Consider the following 22,472-nt stretch of genomic DNA (forward strand, 5'->3'; position numbering starts at 1 on the left):
CAAGATAGCCATTTAGGGTGATTGATTTAGATCACTTTAAGAATGGTTGTGAAATAAAACTACAGAAAGTTTCTGGCATGCGAATGAGATGGTGAAATCTTGTGTAATTTCATTACACAAGTTGCATAAAATTAGAATTTGTTGCTCTTATCGTTCTGGGATGCAGGGTAAATATCAATATTCATGATGATTATATAAAGCTGGCTTTATTCTTGCTTTCTACAGGACAAAGACGATTTTTTGGCTAATCATTGCCGCTCAGTTTAGGAAAAAGACATGAAACAGCTTAAAGTACTGCCACTAGTGGCAATCATCTCAGGGTTAATGGTCGGTTGTGGTGGCGGTGGCGGTGGCGGTGGTAGTTCCACACCAAGAACTACATTCACTTTTACTTTTGCAGCTCCAAATGTCATTAGTGAAACAAATGCACAAAAAGACAGCTGTACTATTTACGACCGTAGAGTAGATGGCAATGGCATCGAGCAGGTATTGACCTATCAACCAGCCGTAAGTGCACAGCTAACAGGAGGTAAGGTTGTCGGTTTCTATTCAGACAAGAATGGTGTCCGTCAAGGCGACTTTATCTACCCATCAGGCACTACTTTGAAATTTGTTCTAGAAGACATTCCTGAGGACGGCTATTTTACTTATCAGTTGCTTGATGCTTCTGGAACCGTATTTACGGCAAACAGCTTCAGTCGAGACTTTTTAAAGGACAATAACCTTAGAAACTCAACGTTCTCAATGAATCGAGAGGCGGTGTCTGCTTGTAATAAAAATGGCAACTTCCGTAAGGCTACCCGAACTGACCTTAAATATGAAGCAACGGAGGCTGGTGGCTTAGAGTACAACTTCATATCTCAAATTGCGAAAGAGTCTAAGCCTACCTATTCTATTGATTCTTTAGATGTAAGAGCAATTGGTTCGAAGATGGAGTCGACAGTCGTGCTGCAATATGCAGACGCAGCGAAAACAGAACTGCACCAGTATGGTATTCGCGATTGGTCGAGTGAATCACCATTGCCATTGGTTGGCATGAATGGTTCTTCTCCAATCTTGAACCCAACATCTTTCAAATATGACACTTTAGACATCAGTGTACTTGTTGGTGATTACAACTACGAAGTTGCAGAGCTACCTATGTCAACGACGAAGTTCTACCACCCGCTTGAGCCAAAAACGGAAACTTGGACTTACAGTGTTGCAGCTGAAAAACCTATCAATGGTTGGACGGTAGCGCTGAACCAAAAGATGTATCAGGACGCAAATTGGGATATCTCAATTGATCCAAGCGCTTACTACAACCTAAATGCTCTGCCTGCGTCGCATGTGGTGAGAGGTTCAACTATTGATACTGGTTTTGCTTTCACTGACCAAGATAAAGGCTTTAGCCGCCTTGCATATCGTGCAGAGTCTAACTCTGGAACACTACACCGAGTAACACACAAGGTATTTACAACTTTAGAGAGTGATGTCGTTGTTCCGGAGTTGTTCTACTACACATTCGATGACAGTGTGAAACAAGATTTGAAAGTTTCTTCTACAAGTGATTACTCACAATCTATTGTCGTGGAGTCTGCTGAAGCAAACCTAAATAGCTATGACTTTGTTTCTCTTTTCTCTCATGGTGATGTGACCGATCTTAAAGTGGATCACGATGGTCTTGTGATCAGTGAAGTTGATTCTGAGAAGGTCAATACGAATGCTCAGAAATCTGATTTTATGGTATTGGTTAAGTAGCGTCTTAACACTTTTGTAAATTTATTAAGCCCCTTCTAAAGGGGCTTTTTTATATTTAATATTCAGCTTTTGAAGAATAAGTTGCTATATATTGCATATTAATTTGGTTATCGTATCTTTCTATTCGAATTATTTAGGTTAATAATTTGTTGCAAGTTTCAGGGTGTGGTGCTAATTTGTTCCGAATTAGAGAGGGCGGAGTCCCTTAATTGCAGTGACAAAAACACAGGGAGTAGAGCGCATGAATGATGTACCAGCGCTAGATATAAAAGACCTGCACAAAACATTTGGACAAAATGAAGTTCTCAAGGGAATTTCTCTTGCCGCGCACAAAGGAGATGTCATCTCCATCATTGGCTCTTCCGGTTCTGGTAAGAGTACCTTTCTTAGATGTATCAACTTGCTAGAAACGCCTACCGCAGGCGAAATTTGGGTGAATGGTGAATTAATCCAAATGAAGAACAACCGAGCAGGGGAATCTGTTCCTGCTAATGAAAAGCAAGTGCAACGTATTCGCTCACGTCTAGCGATGGTGTTCCAAGGTTTCAACTTATGGTCACACCTGACAGTACTAGAAAACGTGATTGAAGCCCCTGTTCATGTTCTAGGCGTACCAAAAGCCCAAGCGATTGAAAACGCAGAAGTCTTGCTTAAGAAAGTAGGCCTATATGAGCGTAAAGACTATTATCCTGGACACTTATCTGGCGGTCAGCAGCAACGTGCCGCTATTGCCCGTGCGCTAGCAGTTGACCCTGAAGTGATGTTGTTTGACGAGCCAACCTCTGCGCTTGACCCAGAACTCGTTGGGGAAGTGTTAGGGGTAATGAGAGATTTGGCAGATGAAGGACGAACCATGCTGGTGGTCACGCACGAAATGGCGTTTGCGCGAGACGTATCAAACCATGTGATGTTCTTGCATCAAGGCTTAGTGGAAGAACAGGGAAATCCAGCTAAGCTATTTACAAACCCGGATTCAGAACGATTACAGCAGTTTATCTCATCCATTTACTAATATTTTTAGGCGGCAGACTATTGCCTCCTAAGCCAGCACAACAAACAAAACGAAATAAAATAGCAATCACAGGAGTATGGAAATGAAAAAGTGGTTATTAGCAGCAACGATCGCTGCAACGGCAGTATCTGGTGTCGCTCAAGCGAAAGAATGGAAAACAGTTCGCTTCGGCATTGAGGGTGCTTACCCTCCGTTTAGCTGGACAGAAACGGATGGTTCTCTTAAAGGCTTCGACGTAGACATGGCCAACGCGCTTTGTGAGGAAATGCAAGTGAAATGTAAGATTGTCGCGCAAGATTGGGATGGCATCATTCCTTCTCTATTAGCGCGTAAGTACGACGCAATCATCGCTGCGATGTCTATTACTGAAGAGCGTAAGAAGAAAGTCGATTTCACTGGCAAATACGCACTGATTCCAAACAAATTTATTGCCAAGAAGGGTGCGAATCTGGATTTTGACAACCTAGATGGCAAGAAAATCGCTGTTCAACGTGCAACAACACACGACAAATATCTGACAGATAACTATGGCGATAAAGTAGAAATTGTTCGTTACGGTTCTTTTGATGAGGCTTACCTAGATTTAGCCAATGGTCGTGTTGCCGCTGTATTGGGCGACGCCTCTGCTCTAGAAGAAGGTGTGCTTAATAAAGCGGGCGGCGACGCGTACGAGTTTGTTGGTCCGTCATTGACCGATCCTAAGTGGTTCGGTGAAGGTTTTGGTATTGCCGTGCGTAAACAAGATAAAGATCTAACGAAGAAATTGGACGCGGCGATAATTTCACTACGTGAGAAAGGTGTTTATCAAGAAATTGCTGGTAAATACTTTAACTACGATGTGTACGGTGAATAAACCGTAATTAAGCGACCGTTGGCTTGTTCCTAGAAGTAGTCAACGGTCGATTTTTTGAGTTTAGGGATTAGGAACTCACCTATGCTAGATTTACAAGGATACGAAGCTTCGATTTTAAAAGGGGCTTTAGTAACGATAGAAGTTGCAGTGCTTTCACTCCTTCTTGCCGTGATCTTAGGTATGCTTGGCGCATTAGCTAAGTTAGCGCCTTACAAATGGGCAAGGGCGATTGCCACTCTTTACACCACCGTCATTCGCGGCATTCCTGATTTGGTTCTGATGATGCTGATTTTCTTTGGTGGACAAATACTTTTAAACAATAGCCTGTACTCCATTAACGAAACGCTCAATGAGTGGTTTGCTTCGAGTGATCCAAACCATGAATGGACGTCTTACTTACCCGACTATATTGATGTCAGCCCATTTATTGCAGGTGTACTCACGATTGGTTTTATCTTTGGTGCCTACATGGCGGAGACTTTTCGCGGAGCGATCATGGCGGTGGACAAAGGTGAACTAGAAGCGGCGAAAGCTTATGGTATGAGCTCAGCCTTATCGTTTAGAAGAATCTTACTGCCTCAGATGATTCGTCATGCATTACCTGGATTTGGTAATAACTGGTTAGTGTTACTCAAGACCACTGCGTTAGTTTCCATCATCGGCCTGGATGACATGGTGAGAATGAGCTCGTTGGCGGCGGGTACGACGAAAATGCCGTTTACCTTTTACATGGCTGTCGCGCTCATCTTTCTGTTTTTTACCAGCGTTTCGACCGGGCTACTCAAGCTTGTTGAGCGTAAGTTCAGTATTCATGCGAGGTAAGTTATGGATTTTTCTTTGATTATTGAAAGTTTCCCAACTTATCTTCAGGGACTTTGGACGACAGTTTGGCTGGTAGGATTAGCGTTGGTTATCGGTTTGTGTGTCTCGATTCCATTAGCCGTGGCACGTAATAGTACGAATTATGCCTTTAGCTTACCTTCTTGGGGATTCATTTACTTTTTCCGTGGAACACCGTTGTTGGTCCAGTTGTATTTGATTTATTACGGTATGGATCAGTTCTTTCCTGTGAAAGATACCTTGTGGGAAAACGCTTGGTTCTGTGCTTTAGTCGCTTTTATTCTTAATACGTCGGCTTATACTGCAGAAATTATTCGTGGTGCGATTAATGGCTTGCCCAAAGGTGAAGTAGAAGCTGCCAAAGCGTATGGGATGAGTAAGTTTATGACATACAGACGTATTATCTTGCCTAGTGCACTGCGTCGAGCATTACCAGCTTATTCAAACGAAGTGATTTTCATGCTGCACGGTAGTGCGGTCGCGGGTATCGTTACCATTATGGATCTAACTGGCGCTGCGCGCTTAGTTAACTCACGTTACTATGCGCCATTTGAATCTTTCCTTACGGCGGGGCTGTTCTACATGGCACTGACATTTATGATCTTGTGGTGCTTTAAAGTGGCAGAGAAGCGCTTCTTGGCATACCTACGTCCTTTAAGTTAATAATTAATGTCAGCAATGGTATCGGAATGGGTACCATTGCTTTTTGATGATTTTGTTATCTTCATTCCTATTTTTCCTATCGATACAAAAGACTATTTCTTTTTATTCATGTACTTACATTAATATTTGATAAACCCATTGTTTAGTAAGTAAAAATGAAAAAAACAATTCTATCGTTGGGCCTTGCCGCCGTTGCCACTGGATGTGGTGGGGGAGAGGGAGAGTCACAATCTAATGCTCAAGTAAAACCAACGCCAGCTCCAGTTCAACAAGCTCTGGAAACTGGTAATGCACTGCTCGTTTCTGACCCGAACGATTTCATCCGAGAAAGCCGGCAAGTTGTGGAAGGGCACAAGAAACAGTCGAATACGATCAAATCTGCAATTGCGAAAAACCTTTCTGGCCTTTATTGGGATCCAACCCATGATGCAGCGATATTGGCACCTCAGTATGGGTTCAACGACACCATCTTGATGACCAACAAGGCCATGGCTAGCGGTTATAAAGATCAGGCGTTGTCAATTGGCGTTGCTGGAGAAAAAGCTAATGGTCAACGTTATGCGCTATTAGGTAGTAACCCATTTAGAACGGCACAACGCTTTCCCGAGTCTTCGAATGCAGCGATGACTCAATGGCTAAGCAACCTGGTCACTTGGTTGTCAGGCGGAGCTACTTCAAACGTTGTCATCGCGCAAATGGATCAGTCTTATTACTTCCCTGATGAGCAAGCGACTCGGAATTGGTTGAAAGACAATGTTTCACAAGAGTTGGCGTTTAACGAGGCCAACCTATGCGATGGTTCGAAGCTACTTAGCTGCGTGCAAACCAATACTCCAAACTTATTGATCTTGTCACAGCATCTGCAATCTGGCGACACCAACCAACAAGTACTCGATGCTCTGGCATACGCTGAGCAAGCCCAAATTCCTGTTCTATACCTGCATTGGGATGGAGGACTAACTGAACTTGGCCGAGACATTTTGGAAAAATTCCATGTTGATTATGTGGGAGATAACTATTGGCGTAAGTTAGGCTTGGTTGATTGGGCGCCTTCATCACTCATGAACTTCGTGCCAGACTCTGTTGCTACGCAACAAGCGCTGTTGTCTCGTTTTGAATCTCAAAACTTCAATGTTGACTTGTCACAGTGTGATGACAAATCTTGTCCTGACACTGCGAATATGGAAAGTCAATTTTATGCAGGGGCAAACAGTATTCGCCATCGGTTGCAAAAGCTTGATGAACAAAAAGTAGATTTGTTTAATCAAGACGGCTACCAATACGAAAAACTCATGGTATTGCTGGCTGATCATTATCGTCAAACGGTTGTCTTCCCAATGGACAAACAGTCAACCCAAACGACCGAATTCCTAAAGTCGTACTTTGCCGATTACGTGCAATACAACAGCCGAAGCGTAAACCCAAAACAACCAAATATGGGGAACTTCAGCCGTAGTGAGTTTAGCCCTGAAGTAAAGAGAATCAGCGCAACGATTAATATGGAATCAAAGCGTAACTTCCGCTCTGCTGGTGTGTATGCGCTTCCTGGGGAGACCTTTACGGTCACGCGCAATGACAGTAATGAAGTGACGACTAAAATTGTCATCAACAGTTTAAGGAGTGGCGCAACTCATGAATTCAGCAAAGATGGATACACGCGACCAAAAATGCTGACTTCTTTCGCCTATGAGGTGAAGCCGGGTGAAACCATCACGCTGACTTCACCTTATGGCGGGCCTATCCAGGTTCACTTTAACAATAATGATGTACCAGTAGCTCTAACATTTAGCCATGTAGCGCAACACCCTGTATGGAGAAGTGAAAAGGATAACGATGCGTTTATTCAGGAGCTTGAAGCGAATTTGTTCGATTGGGCTGAACTGATCACGCCTGGATTTGAGGTACATTCTAAACGTGACAAAATGCTTGAATCTGTCAACGATGAGATGTGGTCGACACCAGCTGAAATGGCGCTGGCGACAGAAGAGTATGTTCATAACTACCCACATGTCTTGGCTGGTTTCCAAGGGCCGGGGATCGATGAGGTTCCGGAAATTATCCAGTATGCCAAAAATCAAGGTTGGGAAATCGCCAATATTGATATGGTGAAGCATATGAACGCTGACCAAGCGACGTGTGGTTACGGCTGTTCTGGTAACCCATACGATGCTTACTGGTCATTCAGCCCACTCGGTCACGGTGATTTACATGAGCTTGGTCATGGCTTGGAAAAAGGTCGATTCCGATTTGCTGGTTGGGAAGGGCATTCAACGACCAATTACTACTCGTATTACAGTAAGTCTCGTTTCTTCCAGAATACGGGGAAAGTTTCAACTTGCCAAAGCTTAGATTTCAAAGGCCAGTTTGAATTATTGCAAGCAAGCCGAACTCAAGCGGATCCAAACGCTTACATGGCAGCGCAAAATCAAACTGGTTGGAGTTGGGGAGCTCGCGTTTACATTCAAATGATGATGGCGACGCAGCATGAAGGTGTACTGCAAAATGGTTGGCATTTATTGGCGCGATTGCACCTGATTGAACGTGAGTTTAACCGCTTGAAATCGGATGATGCGCTTTGGAATGAGAGACGATTGAGTATTGGTTTCACCAACTACTCTCGTGAAGAGGCAAATAGCATCTCAAACAACGACTGGTTGCTTATTGCTCTGAGCTACATCTCTCAGCGAGACATGACGAGCTATTTAGATATGTGGGGCTTCTCGTTCACAGAAAAAGCGAAACAGCAGGTTGTGGCGCTGAATCTACCGCCGATGCCTCTCACTTACTTTGCAAGCAGCAATACCGGCTACTGTCTGAACGAATTTGCTCAAACGCCAGTCAGTGTTGATGGTCAAACGGTTTGGCCGCTGAACTAGCTGAGTAGAAAGTAACTTGCATGAAAAAGGGAGACAGAGTCTCCCTTTTTCATGGGGTAAGCTTAGCGTTGAGTCCCGCTTATTGCTCAGTTATGTATTACTTGAACGTCGACCAAATTGGAGCGTGGTCTGAAGGTTTTTCAATACCGCGTAATTCATAATCGATCCCCGAGTCAATACATTTTTTCGCGAGAGAAGGGGTCGCCAAAATGACATCAATTCGTAGACCTCGGTTATCATCAAACCCGCGAGAGCGATAATCAAACCACGAGAATTTATCGTTCACTTCTGGATATAGCTTGCGGAAGGTGTCCTCAAAGCCCCAATCTAGCAAGGTTTTCAGCCATTCGCGCTCTTCCGGTTGGAATGAACATTTACCTGTTTTTAGCCAACGCTTACGGTTTGGTTCGCCGATACCGATATCTGCATCAATAGGGCTAATGTTGATGTCACCCATAACAATCAATTGCTCGTCGCTATTGTGATGATCGTTTAGGTAAGTCATCAGATCTTTATAGAACTGACGTTTGTATGGGAATTTTGTTTCGTGGCTGATGTTATCCCCTTGAGGGAAGTAGCCATTTAGCACCGTGATTTTTTCGCCGTTTTCATTTAAAAACGTTGCCATGATCATGCGCTTTTGGTGCTCTTCGTTATCCGTCGGGAACCCTTTTTGTACGAGAAGAGGCTCTTGCTTACAAAGCATTGCGACGCCGTAGTGCGCTTTTTGACCATGGAAATACACTTTGTAGCCCATGGCTTCGACAGCTTCAATCGGGAATGCTTCATCGTGAACTTTAATTTCCTGAAGGCCAATCACATCTGGTTGGTGTTTGTCGATTAGCGCTTGGAGTTGGTGCAGTCGCGCACGTAGTCCATTGATGTTAAAGCTGATTACTTTCATTGTTTATCCTTTTTGAGGGCGTACTTTTTTATGAATAGTATCATTGTGCAAGAGCACTGAAAACGAGTCTCGGTGAAAGGAGCGAAACGTTGGGCTACTTTGCTTTTAATTTGTTTTCTAAGTCGTTTTGCACGATCTTCAAAGCGTTAAGCGCAACTTCTGGATCTATCTCATTGCTCTCAAGTAAATAGATCAAATCGACAGCCAATTTGATCTCTTCAGGTGCGTCATCTAAAGGCGAGGTTGGTTGATCGGCCATTATTGGTGTTTTTCCCTATGTGTAATTTGGTTCTCTAGTTTCAGAAGCGCTGCCTCACAACGAGCCAAACGTTGCTCGGTCGCTAGTAACACTTTCTGAGCCTCGGCACGCATAAAACTAGGAGCGGTTTCGACAGCACGTTCTTTTTCTAACACCATTTCGCGCAAGCGTCTTGCCCACTCTTGGTGTTGAGCGAGTTCCTGATAAAGCACGTTAATAGGCTTGCGGAAATGGCTGCTATGTTTGATTTCATTCTTACGAATTTTAGTGGTAGAAATCTCGCGTTGAATCGCACCGACTTGCGCTACTAACCGTTCAGTGAGGTACTCAGCACGCAAAGCGGTGAGCTTACCTTCATTTTGCTCACGCACAATCGCATCCAGCGTAGCTTTTGCTTCTTTTACGCAAGGAGTAAGTAAGCGAGAGCGACAACCAAATAAGCGCTCATCAAAAAGCGGAACATGGTGTTCGCCTCTTTGACGGTCAAGAACAGCGGCTTGCTTCGCCATTTGTTCTAGGTTTTCCTGGAGTTGAGAAATGTTCATGACAAACCTACAAACCATGCGTCATAAGCCAATTTTATGGCCAGTATACTGACGACAGTAACAAATACAGGGCGAATGAATTTAGAACCAAACCGAATGGCGGAGTGCGCGCCAACAAAAGCGCCAGCCATTAAACATACCCCCATTGTTAAGCCTAGCACCCAGTTGATATGACCGAGGACTGCAAACGTAATCAAAGAGGTAAAGTTGCTGGTAAAGTTCATTGCTTTTGCTAAGCCAGAGGCGAGCAAGATATTCAGCCGATACAGGGCCATTGAACTGACCGTCCAAAAAGCCCCAGTTCCAGGCCCTGCGAGCCCGTCATAGAACCCTATGGATAATCCTTGCATGTACTGTTTTCTATGAAGTTTTGGGCAAGGCTCGGGAATTGGACTTTGATGAGGAGAGTGCGGTGTTTTATGGAAGACGGTATATAACGCCGCCGCTAAAATAACAAGGGGTAACCCTTTTTCTAGCCAATCCGTGCTAATCGCGTCCACAAGTAGGGTACCTAATGTTGCTCCGACAAGCGTCGCTACAAAGGCTCTTCCCCAGCATTGAGGCTTGAATAAACGTTTCTTGTAGTACGTAAATGCCGCAGTAGAAGAGGCAAAGGTAGCCGCAAGTTTATTGGTGCCTAGTGCAATATGAGGCGGCAAGCCCAACGATAGTAGAGCAGGTACGGTTAGCATGCCACCACCACCGGCAACTGCATCAATAAATCCAGCGACAAAAGCGACAAGCGCCAACACCAACAGCATAGTTGGCTCAATCATTTCCATAAATGGTGATTCTTCTAATATTCTATTTTACGTTTAAATGGAGGTAGTGAGTCGATTAAGGCTTGTCCGTATCGCTTAGTGACTAGGCGTCGATCAAGAATCGTTACTCTACCAGAATCTCTCTCTTTACGCAGTAAGCGACCTACGCTCTGGATCAGCTTTTTGCTTGCGTCAGGTACAGTTATTTGCATAAACGGGTTCCCTCCTTTTTTCTCGATATATTCGGAGTGAGCCTGTTCGACAGGGGAGGTTGGAACACCAAATGGAATTTTTGTAATCACCAAGTTTTCAAGTAATTCGCCAGGTAAATCTAGCCCCTCAGAGAAACTGCCAGTACCAAATAAGATGCTGGTTTTATTTGATTCTATTAGATTTTTATGTTTTTTTAGAATTTCTTGACGTGAGCTTTCACCTTGAACTTGCAATGCCCAGCCTTTTTTTATGAACTCCGAAGACAGCGCCTTCGCAACTTGGTTCATCTGCCAATAGGATGAGAATAATACTAAGTTGGCTTTCTTGTCTTCCAAGTACTTAGGCAATATCTCAATAAGATATTCAGTAAATTGAGGCGCTGGTGGTTCATATTTCATCGCAGGGATGAGCAATTCTGCCTGGTTTTGGTAATCGAATGGTGACGCAAGCGCTAAAAACTGTGTGCCTGATTCTGGTTTTCCATCAATACCAACCTGATGGCAAAAGTAATGGAAGGAGTTTAATGCACGCATCGTTGCGGAAACTAAAATGGCGCCAATGCACCTGCTCCAAATTTGTTGGTCGAGTTGCCATCCAATTTCAAGCGGAGAAACACTCACAATTAAATCACCCTCGCGATCGGGGTGGGTTTCTAACCAGCGAGCTAAAGGCGCACCTTTTTCACGAGTTGGCTCAGCCATCAAGTGCCAGACTTGCGCTAGGTTTTCTAACCTTTGAATGTAGAAGCCGAGTTCTGCAAGCGCTGGTTCAGCCAATCTTGTCGCAAGCTCCCCATCTTTTACTCGTTCCGCAATAAGGTCGGCAATTTTTGCCACACTTTGATTTGCTTTTTTACTGAACTGCTTTAACTCTTTGGATTGGTTCTCTAGCCATTCTGGTAGTTCACCGTGCTCAAAGCGGTAGATGCCTTCTTCAAATTGAGCTGGATCGAACTGTTTAGGCAGTTGAGTCAGTGCTGGTATCAAGTTCTGAACCGCGTCTTGAAGGTCGTTGCGAAATCGAGCTACGCGTTTCTCGTCTGCGAGCGATGAAAACTTGCTAATCGACTGATTTAACTTCTCAAGCCACGCTGCCGCACCTTTTAAGCTAGCAGATGCTGAAGCATGATCGCGGGCGACATGAGGTAAGTGATGTGCCTCGTCAAAGACGTATATCGTGTTTTCTGGCTCAGGTAAGATTACTCCGCCCCCCAAGTCTGCGTCTGCCATGACGAGAGAGTGGTTCGCAATGATGACATCATTCTTATCCAACTCTGAGCGCGCTTTTTGAAATGGACAGCCGCGATGGCCGGGTAGACTGTTATTGCAACTGTGTTTATCACTGACAATCAGTTGCCAAAGCTTATCATCAATGGTTTTAGGCCAAGAATCACGGTCACCGTCCCATTTACCTTGCGCAAGAGAGCGATGCATTGTTTCCAACAGCTCTATATCTCTTTGCTTAGGCTTGGTTTCGAACATGGCTAACTGACCACCATCAGCACCACAAGCTGAAGCAAGTTTTTCTGCACAACAATAGCGTTGACGGCCTTTTGCCAAAATAAAAGAAAACTCTCGGTCGGTAATCCGACGAAAAAGAGGGAGGTCTTTATTTATGAGCTGCTCTTGCAGAGCTACGGTCGCCGTTGAGATAACCACTTTTCTATTGTTATGTACGGCCACGGGGATGGCGGCCATTAGATAGGAGAGCGACTTACCAATTCCAGTCCCGGCTTCTGCAACCAGTATTCGGTTAGATTTGTGGTACTGACCGCACAGCGTTTTTGCAATCTCTGCAACAAGGTAGTTTTGTGCTCTTCTAGGTACAAAGTTATCAAGTTGATCTTGCAGGTTTTGATAGCTATTACGAATCGATTTTTGAATGTTACTGGTCAGCATACGGGCCTCAAATGCGTTGGAGGCGAATAGTAGCACACATCACTAGTTGTACAGTAGTTCACAAAACGGAATGCTTTTATGAGGAATGTAGATCTTCTTCACAAAAAATATTGAACCTTATCTAAATGAAATTAATTTCATTATATGGAAAATATAAAACTCCAAATATGATATTTTTATGGTTTTTTGTTCTGTATATTGTGTTTTTTAGTGTATATTTTTGGTTTAAAATCTTATTATTAATGGTTTTATAAATTATGAAAAATCAAGAAGATTGATTAGATGTTCGTCGAGTAAATAAAGATAAGTGTTACAAGTTATTGTTTTTTAATATTATTTTTGTTTTTTACATTGGCATTTAGAAAATTTGACAGTCAGAACAATCTTTTGCACTCTTAGCTCCAGATTTTGAGAAGGCGCTGTATAACGTTTTGTTAACGCTCCATCTCAAACATATAAAAAAAGGGAATCGGACAAGGATATCCCGAACTAAGAAAAGGCAGTGGATTAATTATGAAAAAGACTCTAGTAGCTCTTGCAGTAGCAGGCATCTCTACGTCTGCACTAGCAGCAGGCAACATCTACGACAACGGTACAACTTCTTTCAACCTTAAGGGTGAGATCGATACTTACCTAAGTACAAGAGAAGCTAAGCTAGCAGGCAAGCAAATCAAGAAAAACGACCTTGACATTGACCTATGGGCAAAAGTTCAAGTTGATGCTACTCATAAAATCAACGATGACGTTAAAGTGTTTGGCTCATTTGAGCTAGAAAACGGTAACGGTTTCGGTTACGACGCAGACAACAACAAGGTTAGCACAGACGACCTTTACTTTGGTGCTTACTTCGGTGATAACTGGGGTGTGGCTCTAGGTGAAATTGGTGACTTCGGTGACTCTCTAGACGCGATCACAATCGACAACACTAACGAAGGTTACGGTTACGCTGATGACTTCCTAGGTTCTCTTGAAAGTGCTGGTCACGCAGTATCTGTTAAGGGCAGCTTTGACCAGCTTACTGTTATTGCAGATGCATACTTAAATCAAGACGAAAATGTTGATACTGCATTCGGTCTATCTGCACAATACGTAATCAACGACATGTTCACCGTAGGTGCTTCTTACCAAGATCAAGGTAAAGCAGAAGTTAAATTCGCTGATGTTAAAACGACTGTAGACCACAAAATTTTGGGTATCGCAGCTCGCTTCAACATGGATAACTTCTCTACAGCGGTTAACTACATTGCTGAAGAGTGGGACAACGTTGACGTAAACACTTGGTCTGCTGTTGCTGCATACCAAATGAATGAAGCTCGAGTTTACACTTCATTCGGTTTCACTGATATCGATGACTCAGACGCAGATGCTAACTACTACACGTTTGGTGCTGATTACGCAGTGACTAGCAACGTTCTTTCATTCCTAGAATACTCAGTAGCAGAAGCTGACAACGGCACCGCGAAACTTGAAGATACTCTAGTTGTTGCTGGTGTTTACTACACGTTCTAATTACTGAACTTAAGTAGATATAGTAAAAGGTCGCAGCTATTGCGACCTTTTTTCTATAGAGTATATAAGTAAATCCTTCTTGAACTCTGGTCAATGTGAAAGAGTGTGAAACGTCAAGGATTGAGTGCGTTTACCAATTATCTACAGTGAGTTATGTAGAAATCATTGGCTTTTCTTCAATGATTTCCTCAAACTGTGATGAACGGTAAACGAGATTTAACACTGTTGATGTAATTAATTGAATTTTAAGGTTATTAGGATATGAGACTAAAAGCTTGGACTGTAGCATTTGTTCTTGGGCTATTTGGGACAACAGCGAGCGCAGAGACAACAAATAGAGCTGATACTTCAGCAACCCTAACTACCGCTCAAGGCGTGCAAGTGCTGTTTGTCAATGGTGTTAGCGCGGATGATTTGAGTGAACCGTTTGGTCTTGTTGATGGCTCTAACCAAGTAGTTGTAAAAGTAAACAAAGCGATTGGGCGTGGCGATAAACGTACTCAAGTTTACTCTGCACCATACATTCTTGGTTTCAGTTCTGGCGCGGGTGAGCTTTATATTGATGCGCCATCTTTCAGAGAAAAACGTCAGGCAGACAAGCTGTTTGAGCAAGATAAAATGGACTGGAAAGTAAGTTTCAACGATAAGTCTATTGATTACTCGCAATATAAAATGCCAGGTGAGAAAGGCGCGTTCCCTTATTCAAACCTTGATGAGCAACTAGCGGTGTACAATGAAGCTAATGGCGTTTTCTTTGCAAACGGTAAGAGAGTCGAATTGTCTGAGCTACAAGCAGCGACGGCTGTAACAGCAACCAGCAAAAGCGCGCAAAGAGTAAAATCACCCGTAACAAAAGCGAAGATTGCCTACCTAGAAATGACAGACGAAGAACGTCAGGCATTCAAGAAGTGGGTTGCTCAACAATAATCGTTATTGGTAACGACAAAAACTAAAAAAGCAGGTGATAGCCTGCTTTTATGTTTTTTGAGGTTTAAGCCTAGAGCTTTATTTCTCGCCACTCCCCTGGCTTTAAATCGTCAAGAACAATGCCGCCCATCGAGTAACGAACTAAACGCAGCGTTGGGAAGCCAATGTGTGCAGTCATGCGACGCACCTGACGATTTCTTCCTTCAATAATGGTAATGGCTAACCAAGTGGTAGGGATATTTGCGCGAAAACGAACAGGAGGGGTTCTATCCCAGACTTGTGGTTCTGGAATCACTTCAACTTCGGCTGGTAGGGTCATACCATCTTTTAGCTCTACTCCCTTTCTCAATTTTTCAAGGTCTTGCTCTAGAGGAGCGCCATCGACTTGAACCCAATAAGTCTTCGGGGATTTTGACTTTGGCTGCGTGAGCTTCGCCTGCAAGATGCCATCGTTAGTGAGCACCATCAAACCTTCGCTGTCTCGGTCCAATCGGCCAGCCGCATAGACATCTTTGATTGGGATATAGTCCGCTAACGTTTTGCGACCATCGCCATCGGTAAATTGACTGAGCGTATCGTAAGGCTTATTGAAAATAATGACTTTACGATCTTTGGGGGCCACTTTTGGCTTTTGGCTTTTTGTTGGGCGATTAGGGCGACGGTCTTGCTGAGTACGAGTCTTCGAGCCATTGCGAGCTCCTGAGTGTTTAAAATGGCCCGTTTTAGACTGGTTACGACTGCGACCTTTTTCCTGACCTGTACGAGATGACATGTTAACTACCCTGCAAAAATGTAAATGAACTGTGTTTGAAAGTTTTAAGTTTTCTCATGATCGGATATGATTTGCGCGCCTAAAACTAACAAACGCGCACAGAATGATAGACTAATTCGTGTTATTTGTTTAATTATATCAGTGCACTCATGGATTCAGAGCTTAGAGCTTCAAACTACAACAAAGAGTGCGAACCGCATGTGGCGTTAGTGAGGAGACATGTACTGCTAACGTGCAGCAATGCGTCAATTAAACCAACTCAGACGCTGAGTTGATCAGCCAACAAGTTGATTAAAAAATAGGGAAATTTCATGCCTACAGAAAAACCTACAATTATCTACACCATCACTGATGAAGCGCCGGCGCTAGCAACTTATTCATTACTACCAATCATTCAATCATTCACAGCATCGTCTGGCATCAATGTAGATACTCGTGATATTTCACTAGCAGGTCGAATTATCGCTAACTTCCCAGAGCATCTAAAAGAAGAACAACGCATTGGCGATGCGTTGACTGAGCTTGGTGAACTGGCTCAAACTCCAGAAGCAAATATCATCAAGCTGCCTAACATTTCAGCTTCAGTTCCTCAGCTTAAAGCGGCGATTAAAGAGCTTCAGGCGAAAGGTTACGATTTACCAAACTACCCAGAAGAACCGAGCACGTACGAAGAGAAAGCGATTAAAGCGGCTTACGACAAAATCAAAGGTAGTGCGGTTAACCCAGTACTTCGTGAAGGTAACTCAGACCGTCGTGCTCCAACTTCGGTTAAGAACTACGCGAAGAAAAATCCACATTCAATGGGTGCGTGGTCATCAGAGTCTAAGTCTCATGTTGCGAGCATGTCAGACAATGACTTCTTTGGTAGCGAAAAGTCCACGACTATCTCTGGTGCAACAGAGGTAAAAATCGAGTTTGTTGGTAATGACGGTACAGTTAAAGAGCTCAAGTCTGCGTTCCCATTACTAGATAAAGAAGTCATTGACACTTCAGTGATGAAGAAGAAGGCGCTGGTTGAATTTTTCGAGAAAGAGATTGCTGAAGCGAAAGCACAAGACGTGCTGCTGTCTCTTCATATGAAAGCGACAATGATGAAAGTTTCTGACCCTGTCATTTTCGGCCATGCAGTAAAAGTTTACTACAAAGACGTTTTCGATAAGTACGGCAAGCTGTTTGAAGAACTGGGCGTTGATGTAAACAATGGCATTGGCGATGTTTACTCGAAAATTGAGTCTCTACCTGAAGCACAAAAAGCAGAAATTGAAGCGGCAATTCAAGCGGTTTACCAAACTCAACCAGAGCTTGCGATGGTTGACTCTGATCGTGGTATCACAAACTTACATGTACCAAGCGACATCATTGTAGATGCTTCTATGCCAGCAATGCTTCGCTCTTCTGGTCAAATGTGGGGACCAGATGGTAAACAAAAAGACACCAAAGCGATGATACCAGATCGTAGCTACGCAGGTATTTACCAAGCGGTGATTGATTTCTGTAAAGAGCACGGCGCATTTGACCCGACCACTATGGGTAGCGTGCCTAACGTTGGCTTAATGGCTCAAAAGGCAGAAGAATATGGTTCTCACGACAAGACGTTCATTCTAGATGCAGCGGGTACCGTTCGCGTTGTTGATACTGCGGGTAACGTATTGTTAGAGCAAGCGGTTGAAGAAGGCGATATCTTCCGTATGTGTCAGGTGAAGGACGCACCAATCCAAGATTGGGTTAAACTAGCAGTGACTCGCGCACGTGCAACAGGTGTTCCAGCCGTATTCTGGCTAGACGAAAACCGTGCGCACGATGCTGAACTCATTAAGAAAGTAAATACCTACTTACCAGAGCACGATACTGACGGTCTAGAGATTAAGATCCTATCTCCTGTTGATGCTTGTAAGTACTCGCTAGAGCGTATGAAAGCGGGTCTAGATACTATTTCTGTAACGGGTAACGTTCTTCGTGACTACCTAACAGACTTGTTCCCAATTTTAGAGTTAGGCACGTCAGCTAAGATGCTATCTATCGTTCCACTGATGAATGGCGGTGGTCTATTTGAAACAGGTGCTGGTGGTTCTGCTCCTAAGCATGTTCAACAAGTAGAAAAAGAGAATCACCTTCGTTGGGATTCTTTAGGTGAGTTCTTAGCACTAGCTGCATCCCTAGAACACCTAAGTGTGGTGGCAGACAACCCGAAAGCGCAAGTTTTGGCGGATACGCTAGACAAAGCGACTGGTGAGTTTTTAGATACCAACAAGTCTCCGTCACGTAAAGTGGGCGAATTAGATAACCGCGGTAGTCATTTCTACCTCGCACTTTACTGGGCGAAAGCACTTGCCGAGCAAACAGACGATGCTGATCTCGCTGCTGAGTTTGCACCGATTGCGAAAGCGTTGTCAGAGCATGAAGAAAAAATCGTCGCTGAGCTAAACAACGCACAGGGTGTGAAAGGAGAGCTGGGCGGTTACTACCTGCTAGACGATGCATTGGTTTCTAAGTTGATGCGCCCAAGCGAAACCTTTAACGCGATCATTAACAAGTAAAATAGATGAAAAGAGCACGTCGCTTTCGACGTGTTTCTTATTTTATCAATACGTTGTATATGGTCTATCTGCATTTCATAAGCTACAAATATTAAGAAACCCGCTATCTTGGCGGGTTTATTTTTCTCTTCAGAACATCAAAATGATGTTTCGAGAGCAATATTTTTATTTTTCGACAGCGCTCTAATTATTTGGCTTGACCTTCAAGAGGCACGACGCTACTCGCGTGACAGCCTTTGGGACCTTTTTCAATCTCGTATGAGACTTGTTGGCCTGCTTTCAGTGTACGATAACCGTCCATCTGGATAGTTGAGTAGTGGGCAAAGATATCTCCCTCTTCTTCATCTGAACAAATAAACCCAAATCCTTTGGCATTGTTAAACCACTTTACTGTACCTGTAGCCATGCTTTTACATCCCTCATGCATTTTTTACTGAGTTGTTACAACAACCAAGTTATACCTTTAACCTGGTACTACTATTGTCAGCGAACGCTAACAAACATCTAGTCAATGAGAAATCACATTCACCAAGCTGCTTAAAAACAAATGGATTCAAAATGACGATTTATGCATCAACACTTTCCACTGTAGTCAATGAATCCCGACAGTCAATAGCATTAAGCAACAAACAGAAACATAATTGAAAACAAATCACTTTTGAGATTAACAAATTTGCAAACAGTTTTTCGTATATACGCGGAAGTTTGGTCAATTAGCCTGCAAAGTAGTATTCACTGGAAAAACCATACTGTTCGTGTTGCTTATGATAGATGAATCCTCTAACTGAATAAAAAATGAAGTTTTCGTGATAATTACCCCATTCTCAGTTAGGAAGTGTGATCTCGGTAGAAGACTGAGAGATGTTTCGCAATAGCTCGGAGGGGGTAAAAAGAAAGTTATTTTATAAGTAAAAATGTGTAACTTATCGACAAGCATCTTTTATTTGCGCCCCCTCAAGACCTGCATTAGTCTCTATATTAGGTAGCAACTTTTATCGATCAAAGATCGAATTCGGTGCCATATCTCACTACACCGCGCTGCACGCTTGTGGTAGATTGTTTTTATAGGTCGAAAACATCAACCCTTTGATACGATATCTTTGAATTGCCATGAGTAAAAATTTTGAATGGGTCACTCCGGACTCTGATCTTCTGGAGCGAGAAAGTACGAAAGTTCAGCCACCTAAGCTGTACAATGTTGTACTAAATAATGATGACTATACACCTATGGATTTCGTCATAGAGGTACTTGAGCGATTCTTTTCACATGATATTGATAAAGCGACTCAGATCATGCTCAAGATTCACTATGAAGGAAAGGCAATCTGTGGCACATACAGTGCAGAAATTGCCGAAACAAAAGTAGCGCAAGTTACGATGTACGCAAGGGAAAATGAACATCCGCTACTTTGCACTATGGAGCAAGCGTAAACAAAGAAGACTTGCTCGAACAACCCAAGTTGTTTTTTCGGGAGGTACTTATGCTAAATAAAGAACTAGAGTCAAGCCTTAACGGTGCATTTGCTCGGGCGAGAGATAAACGCCACGAGTTTATGACTGTCGAACACCTCCTACTTGCATTATTGGAAAATGATGCAGCTAAGGAAGCCCTTTTAGCTTGTAAAGCGGATCTTGACGCTTTACGTAACGAGCTCGATATATTCATCGATCAAACTACGCCTCTTATCCCAGACAGTGATGAGACGCGTGAAACCCAGCCGACTTTGAGTTTTCAACGTGTGCTACAACGCGCCGTCTTTCATGTACAGTCGTCTGGCCGCAACGAAGTAACAGGTGCAAACGTGCTTGTGGCGATCTTCAGTGAGCAAGAGTCGCATGCCGCCTATCTATTGAAGAAAAACGACATCTCCCGATTAGATATTGTTAACTTTATCTCCCATGGTATTACTAAAGCGTCAGGTGCAAGCGAAGACCCATCATCAGATTCGTTCAGTTCAGAGAGTGTCGAAGAGCCGAATTCTGAAGAACGTTTGGAAAGCTTTGCGACTAACCTTAATCAGGTCGCTAAAGATGGCAATATCGATCCACTGATTGGTCGCGATAAAGAGCTAGAGCGCACTATTCAAGTACTTTGCCGCCGCCGCAAGAATAACCCATTACTAGTGGGTGAAGCCGGGGTAGGTAAAACAGCCATCGCAGAAGGTCTTGCTTGGCGAATTGTAGAAGGGCAGGTCCCGGAAGTTATTCAAAACAGCGTGATTTACTCATTGGATATTGGTTCTTTATTGGCTGGTACTAAGTACCGTGGTGATTTTGAAAAACGCTTCAAGGCGATTTTGAAACAGCTTGAAAAAGAAGAAGATGCAATTTTGTTCATCGATGAGATACACACAATCATCGGTGCGGGTGCGGCTTCTGGTGGTCAAGTTGATGCCGCAAACCTTATCAAACCTCTACTAAGTAGCGGTAAGTTGCGTTGTATCGGCTCGACTACATACCAAGAATACAGCAACATTTTCGAGAAAGAGCGTGCGTTGTCCCGTCGCTTCCAAAAGATTGACGTTGTAGAGCCTTCTCTGGATGACACAACTAAAATCTTGATGGGCTTGAAGCCGAAGTACGAAGCACACCATGAAGTACGTTACACCAATAAAGCACTGCGTGCCGCGGTAGAACTTTCGGCGAAATACATCAATGAACGTCATTTACCAGATAAAGCCATTGATGTCATTGATGAAGCTGGCGCTCGCAGTCGTCTTGCTCCTGCAAGCCGCCGTAAGAAAACGGTTGGTGTTGCCGATATCGAAGCGATGGTTGCCAAAATGGCACGAATCCCAGAGAAGTCGGTTTCTTCTTCAGATAAAGACATCTTGAAGAACCTAGATAGCAAGATGAAGATGTTGGTATTTGGTCAAGATAATGCGATTGATGCATTATCCGAAGCGATCAAGCTTACACGTGCAGGTTTGGGCGTGGATAACAAACCAGTTGGTTCATTCTTGTTTGCTGGCCCTACTGGGGTGGGTAAAACAGAGGTGACGGTGCAGCTATCTAAGCTTCTAGGGATCGAGCTACTTCGTTTTGATATGTCGGAATATGGTGAGCGTCACTCCGTGAGTCGCTTAATTGGTGCGCCTCCTGGTTATGTCGGTTACGACCAAGGTGGTTTGCTGACAGACGCTGTTATCAAGCACCCACATTCAGTAGTATTGCTTGATGAGATTGAGAAAGCGCATCCAGATATCTTTAATTTGCTATTGCAAGTGATGGATAATGGTACGCTAACGGACAACAACGGTCGTAAAGCAGACTTCCGTAATGTCATCCTCGTTATGACAACCAACGCGGGTGTGGCTGAAACTGAGAAGAAATCAATTGGTTTGATTCAGCAAGACAACAGTCACGATGCGATGGCGGAAATTAAGAAGGTGTTCACTCCTGAGTTCCGTAACCGTCTTGATAACATCATCTGGTTTAACAGCCTTGATGAAAGCGTTATCCATCAAGTTGTTGATAAGTTTATTGTTGAACTGCAGGTGCAACTTGATGCCCGTGGTGTATCAATGGAGGTATCGCAAGATGCACGCCATTGGTTAGCGAATAAAGGTTATGATAAGGCGATGGGTGCTCGTCCAATGGGACGCGTTATCCAAGAGCAACTTAAGAAACCTTTGGCTAATGAATTGTTGTTTGGCTCTCTAGTCGACGGCGGCACTGTGAAAGTAACGCTAGTGAATGACACACTTAAATTTGAATATTTGAGTGAGAAAGAGGCAGCGATGCATTAATTGCTCCGTAGGGAAGTAAAAGCGCACGATTTTATCGTGCGCTTTTTGTTTGTCTGAACCTACTCGGAAATAAAAATCATGCAATAAAAAACGGAGCAAACTGCTCCGTTTTTTATTGCATCCGAAAATCAGAGATTAACGAGCGCGGAAGACGATGCGGCCTTTTGACAGGTCGTATGGAGTCATCTCTACAGTTACTTTGTCACCCGTTAGGATACGGATGTAGTTCTTACGCATCTTGCCAGAGATGTGAGCAGTCACAACGTGACCGTTTTCAAGTTCAACACGGAACATAGTGTTTGGTAGAGTGTCAAGGACTGTGCCTTGCATCTCGATTACGTCTTCTTTAGCCATTTAATCCTCTTTAGAAATTAGGCAATATTAGCGGGCTATATTCTGCCGCTAAATAGTAAT

19 protein-coding genes are annotated in these 22,472 nt (G+C 43.6%); 11 read left to right on the forward strand and 8 right to left on the reverse strand.

The window, feature by feature from the left end; translation table 11 throughout:
* The first annotated feature begins 276 nt into the window (after positions 1 to 276).
* The 6 genes from NL645_RS06670 to NL645_RS06695 all read left to right on the forward strand — a co-directional run bounded on the left by NL645_RS06670 (position 277) and on the right by NL645_RS06695 (position 7,984).
* A complete protein-coding gene (locus tag NL645_RS06670) occupies positions 277 to 1,740 on the forward strand; it encodes a 54K polar flagellar sheath protein A (protein WP_104971457.1) in 1,464 nt (487 codons plus the stop codon).
* 241 nt (positions 1,741 to 1,981) lie between these two features.
* Complete coding sequence (locus tag NL645_RS06675; RefSeq protein WP_005378438.1) at positions 1,982 to 2,752, forward strand: ABC transporter ATP-binding protein; 771 nt, start codon at positions 1,982 to 1,984, stop codon at positions 2,750 to 2,752.
* Between the two features lie 82 nt (positions 2,753 to 2,834).
* Positions 2,835 to 3,605 (forward strand): ABC transporter substrate-binding protein, encoded by a 771-nt coding sequence (locus tag NL645_RS06680; RefSeq protein ID WP_012841998.1) that lies wholly within the window; start codon positions 2,835 to 2,837, stop codon positions 3,603 to 3,605.
* 81 nt (positions 3,606 to 3,686) lie between these two features.
* Entirely contained in the window at positions 3,687 to 4,427 is a 741-nt protein-coding gene (locus tag NL645_RS06685; RefSeq protein WP_006742137.1) for an ABC transporter permease, read from the forward strand.
* Between the two features lie 3 nt (positions 4,428 to 4,430).
* A complete protein-coding gene (locus tag NL645_RS06690) occupies positions 4,431 to 5,108 on the forward strand; it encodes an ABC transporter permease (protein ID WP_005390676.1) in 678 nt (225 codons plus the stop codon).
* A gap of 155 nt (positions 5,109 to 5,263) precedes the next feature.
* Positions 5,264 to 7,984, forward strand: coding sequence for an ImpA family metalloprotease (locus NL645_RS06695; protein ID WP_253651454.1), 2,721 nt, complete (start codon positions 5,264 to 5,266; stop codon positions 7,982 to 7,984).
* Positions 7,985 to 8,081: 97 nt separating this feature from the next.
* On the opposite strand, the gene xthA is transcribed toward NL645_RS06695, so the two are convergent.
* The 5 genes from xthA to dinG form a co-directional block, all read right to left on the reverse strand.
* Positions 8,082 to 8,888 carry an exodeoxyribonuclease III gene (gene xthA, locus NL645_RS06700; RefSeq protein ID WP_253651455.1) on the reverse strand — a complete coding sequence of 269 codons (807 nt, stop codon included), beginning with the start codon at positions 8,886 to 8,888 and terminating at the stop codon, positions 8,082 to 8,084.
* Between the two features lie 94 nt (positions 8,889 to 8,982).
* On the reverse strand, positions 8,983 to 9,147 hold the full coding sequence (gene rsmS / locus NL645_RS06705) for a pleiotropic regulatory protein RsmS (RefSeq protein WP_005378432.1): 165 nt from the start codon (positions 9,145 to 9,147) through the stop codon (positions 8,983 to 8,985).
* Positions 9,147 to 9,692, reverse strand: coding sequence for a primosomal replication protein (locus NL645_RS06710; protein WP_005390685.1), 546 nt, complete (start codon positions 9,690 to 9,692; stop codon positions 9,147 to 9,149). The genes rsmS and NL645_RS06710 overlap by 1 nt, the downstream gene beginning before the upstream one ends.
* Positions 9,689 to 10,474 carry a TSUP family transporter gene (locus tag NL645_RS06715; RefSeq protein WP_005390688.1) on the reverse strand — a complete coding sequence of 262 codons (786 nt, stop codon included), beginning with the start codon at positions 10,472 to 10,474 and terminating at the stop codon, positions 9,689 to 9,691. The genes NL645_RS06710 and NL645_RS06715 overlap by 4 nt, the downstream gene beginning before the upstream one ends.
* A 14-nt stretch (positions 10,475 to 10,488) precedes the next feature.
* A complete protein-coding gene (gene dinG, locus NL645_RS06720) occupies positions 10,489 to 12,564 on the reverse strand; it encodes an ATP-dependent DNA helicase DinG (protein ID WP_253651456.1) in 2,076 nt (691 codons plus the stop codon).
* A gap of 513 nt (positions 12,565 to 13,077) precedes the next feature.
* Here dinG and NL645_RS06725 point away from each other — a divergent pair.
* Together NL645_RS06725 and NL645_RS06730 are read left to right on the forward strand one after the other, a co-directional pair.
* On the forward strand, positions 13,078 to 14,073 hold the full coding sequence (locus tag NL645_RS06725) for a porin (protein WP_253651457.1): 996 nt from the start codon (positions 13,078 to 13,080) through the stop codon (positions 14,071 to 14,073).
* A 261-nt stretch (positions 14,074 to 14,334) separates the two neighbouring features.
* Entirely contained in the window at positions 14,335 to 15,000 is a 666-nt protein-coding gene (locus NL645_RS06730) for a DUF2057 domain-containing protein (RefSeq protein ID WP_253651458.1), read from the forward strand.
* Positions 15,001 to 15,070: 70 nt separating this feature from the next.
* Here NL645_RS06730 and NL645_RS06735 read toward each other — a convergent pair whose 3' ends face one another.
* Positions 15,071 to 15,772, reverse strand: coding sequence for a pseudouridine synthase (locus NL645_RS06735; RefSeq protein WP_005390696.1), 702 nt, complete (start codon positions 15,770 to 15,772; stop codon positions 15,071 to 15,073).
* A gap of 311 nt (positions 15,773 to 16,083) precedes the next feature.
* On the opposite strand from NL645_RS06735, the gene NL645_RS06740 reads away from it, so the two are divergent.
* Complete coding sequence (locus tag NL645_RS06740) at positions 16,084 to 18,309, forward strand: NADP-dependent isocitrate dehydrogenase (protein ID WP_253651459.1); 2,226 nt, start codon at positions 16,084 to 16,086, stop codon at positions 18,307 to 18,309.
* 187 nt (positions 18,310 to 18,496) lie between these two features.
* Here the strand turns inward: NL645_RS06740 and cspD are convergent, their stop codons facing one another.
* On the reverse strand, positions 18,497 to 18,715 hold the full coding sequence (gene cspD, locus NL645_RS06745) for a cold shock domain-containing protein CspD (RefSeq protein ID WP_005378407.1): 219 nt from the start codon (positions 18,713 to 18,715) through the stop codon (positions 18,497 to 18,499).
* Positions 18,716 to 19,419: 704 nt separating this feature from the next.
* On the opposite strand from cspD, the gene clpS reads away from it, so the two are divergent.
* Together clpS and clpA are read left to right on the forward strand one after the other, a co-directional pair.
* On the forward strand, positions 19,420 to 19,740 hold the full coding sequence (gene clpS / locus NL645_RS06750) for an ATP-dependent Clp protease adapter ClpS (protein ID WP_031780157.1): 321 nt from the start codon (positions 19,420 to 19,422) through the stop codon (positions 19,738 to 19,740).
* Between the two features lie 50 nt (positions 19,741 to 19,790).
* Positions 19,791 to 22,058 carry an ATP-dependent Clp protease ATP-binding subunit ClpA gene (gene clpA, locus NL645_RS06755; RefSeq protein ID WP_005390700.1) on the forward strand — a complete coding sequence of 756 codons (2,268 nt, stop codon included), beginning with the start codon at positions 19,791 to 19,793 and terminating at the stop codon, positions 22,056 to 22,058.
* Positions 22,059 to 22,193: 135 nt separating this feature from the next.
* Here the strand turns inward: clpA and infA are convergent, their stop codons facing one another.
* Positions 22,194 to 22,412, reverse strand: coding sequence for a translation initiation factor IF-1 (gene infA, locus NL645_RS06760; RefSeq protein ID WP_001040192.1), 219 nt, complete (start codon positions 22,410 to 22,412; stop codon positions 22,194 to 22,196).
* Between the last annotated feature and the right edge of the window lie 60 nt (positions 22,413 to 22,472).

Origin of the sequence: Vibrio sp. Y51_MX_L26, from assembly GCF_024181935.1 — a bacterium.
Classification (GTDB): domain Bacteria; phylum Pseudomonadota; class Gammaproteobacteria; order Enterobacterales; family Vibrionaceae; genus Vibrio; species Vibrio diabolicus.

Coding starts and splice junctions, on each gene's coding strand:
- NL645_RS06670 (WP_104971457.1), top strand. CDS start 277: ATGAAACAGCTTAAAGTACTGCCACTAGTGGCAATCATCTCAGGGTTA.
- NL645_RS06675 (WP_005378438.1), top strand. CDS start 1,982: ATGAATGATGTACCAGCGCTAGATATAAAAGACCTGCACAAAACATTT.
- NL645_RS06680 (WP_012841998.1), top strand. CDS start 2,835: ATGAAAAAGTGGTTATTAGCAGCAACGATCGCTGCAACGGCAGTATCT.
- NL645_RS06685 (WP_006742137.1), top strand. CDS start 3,687: ATGCTAGATTTACAAGGATACGAAGCTTCGATTTTAAAAGGGGCTTTA.
- NL645_RS06690 (WP_005390676.1), top strand. CDS start 4,431: ATGGATTTTTCTTTGATTATTGAAAGTTTCCCAACTTATCTTCAGGGA.
- NL645_RS06695 (WP_253651454.1), top strand. CDS start 5,264: ATGAAAAAAACAATTCTATCGTTGGGCCTTGCCGCCGTTGCCACTGGA.
- xthA (WP_253651455.1), bottom strand. CDS start 8,888: ATGAAAGTAATCAGCTTTAACATCAATGGACTACGTGCGCGACTGCAC.
- rsmS (WP_005378432.1), bottom strand. CDS start 9,147: ATGGCCGATCAACCAACCTCGCCTTTAGATGACGCACCTGAAGAGATC.
- NL645_RS06710 (WP_005390685.1), bottom strand. CDS start 9,692: ATGAACATTTCTCAACTCCAGGAAAACCTAGAACAAATGGCGAAGCAA.
- NL645_RS06715 (WP_005390688.1), bottom strand. CDS start 10,474: ATGGAAATGATTGAGCCAACTATGCTGTTGGTGTTGGCGCTTGTCGCT.
- dinG (WP_253651456.1), bottom strand. CDS start 12,564: ATGCTGACCAGTAACATTCAAAAATCGATTCGTAATAGCTATCAAAAC.
- NL645_RS06725 (WP_253651457.1), top strand. CDS start 13,078: ATGAAAAAGACTCTAGTAGCTCTTGCAGTAGCAGGCATCTCTACGTCT.
- NL645_RS06730 (WP_253651458.1), top strand. CDS start 14,335: ATGAGACTAAAAGCTTGGACTGTAGCATTTGTTCTTGGGCTATTTGGG.
- NL645_RS06735 (WP_005390696.1), bottom strand. CDS start 15,772: ATGTCATCTCGTACAGGTCAGGAAAAAGGTCGCAGTCGTAACCAGTCT.
- NL645_RS06740 (WP_253651459.1), top strand. CDS start 16,084: ATGCCTACAGAAAAACCTACAATTATCTACACCATCACTGATGAAGCG.
- cspD (WP_005378407.1), bottom strand. CDS start 18,715: ATGGCTACAGGTACAGTAAAGTGGTTTAACAATGCCAAAGGATTTGGG.
- clpS (WP_031780157.1), top strand. CDS start 19,420: ATGAGTAAAAATTTTGAATGGGTCACTCCGGACTCTGATCTTCTGGAG.
- clpA (WP_005390700.1), top strand. CDS start 19,791: ATGCTAAATAAAGAACTAGAGTCAAGCCTTAACGGTGCATTTGCTCGG.
- infA (WP_001040192.1), bottom strand. CDS start 22,412: ATGGCTAAAGAAGACGTAATCGAGATGCAAGGCACAGTCCTTGACACT.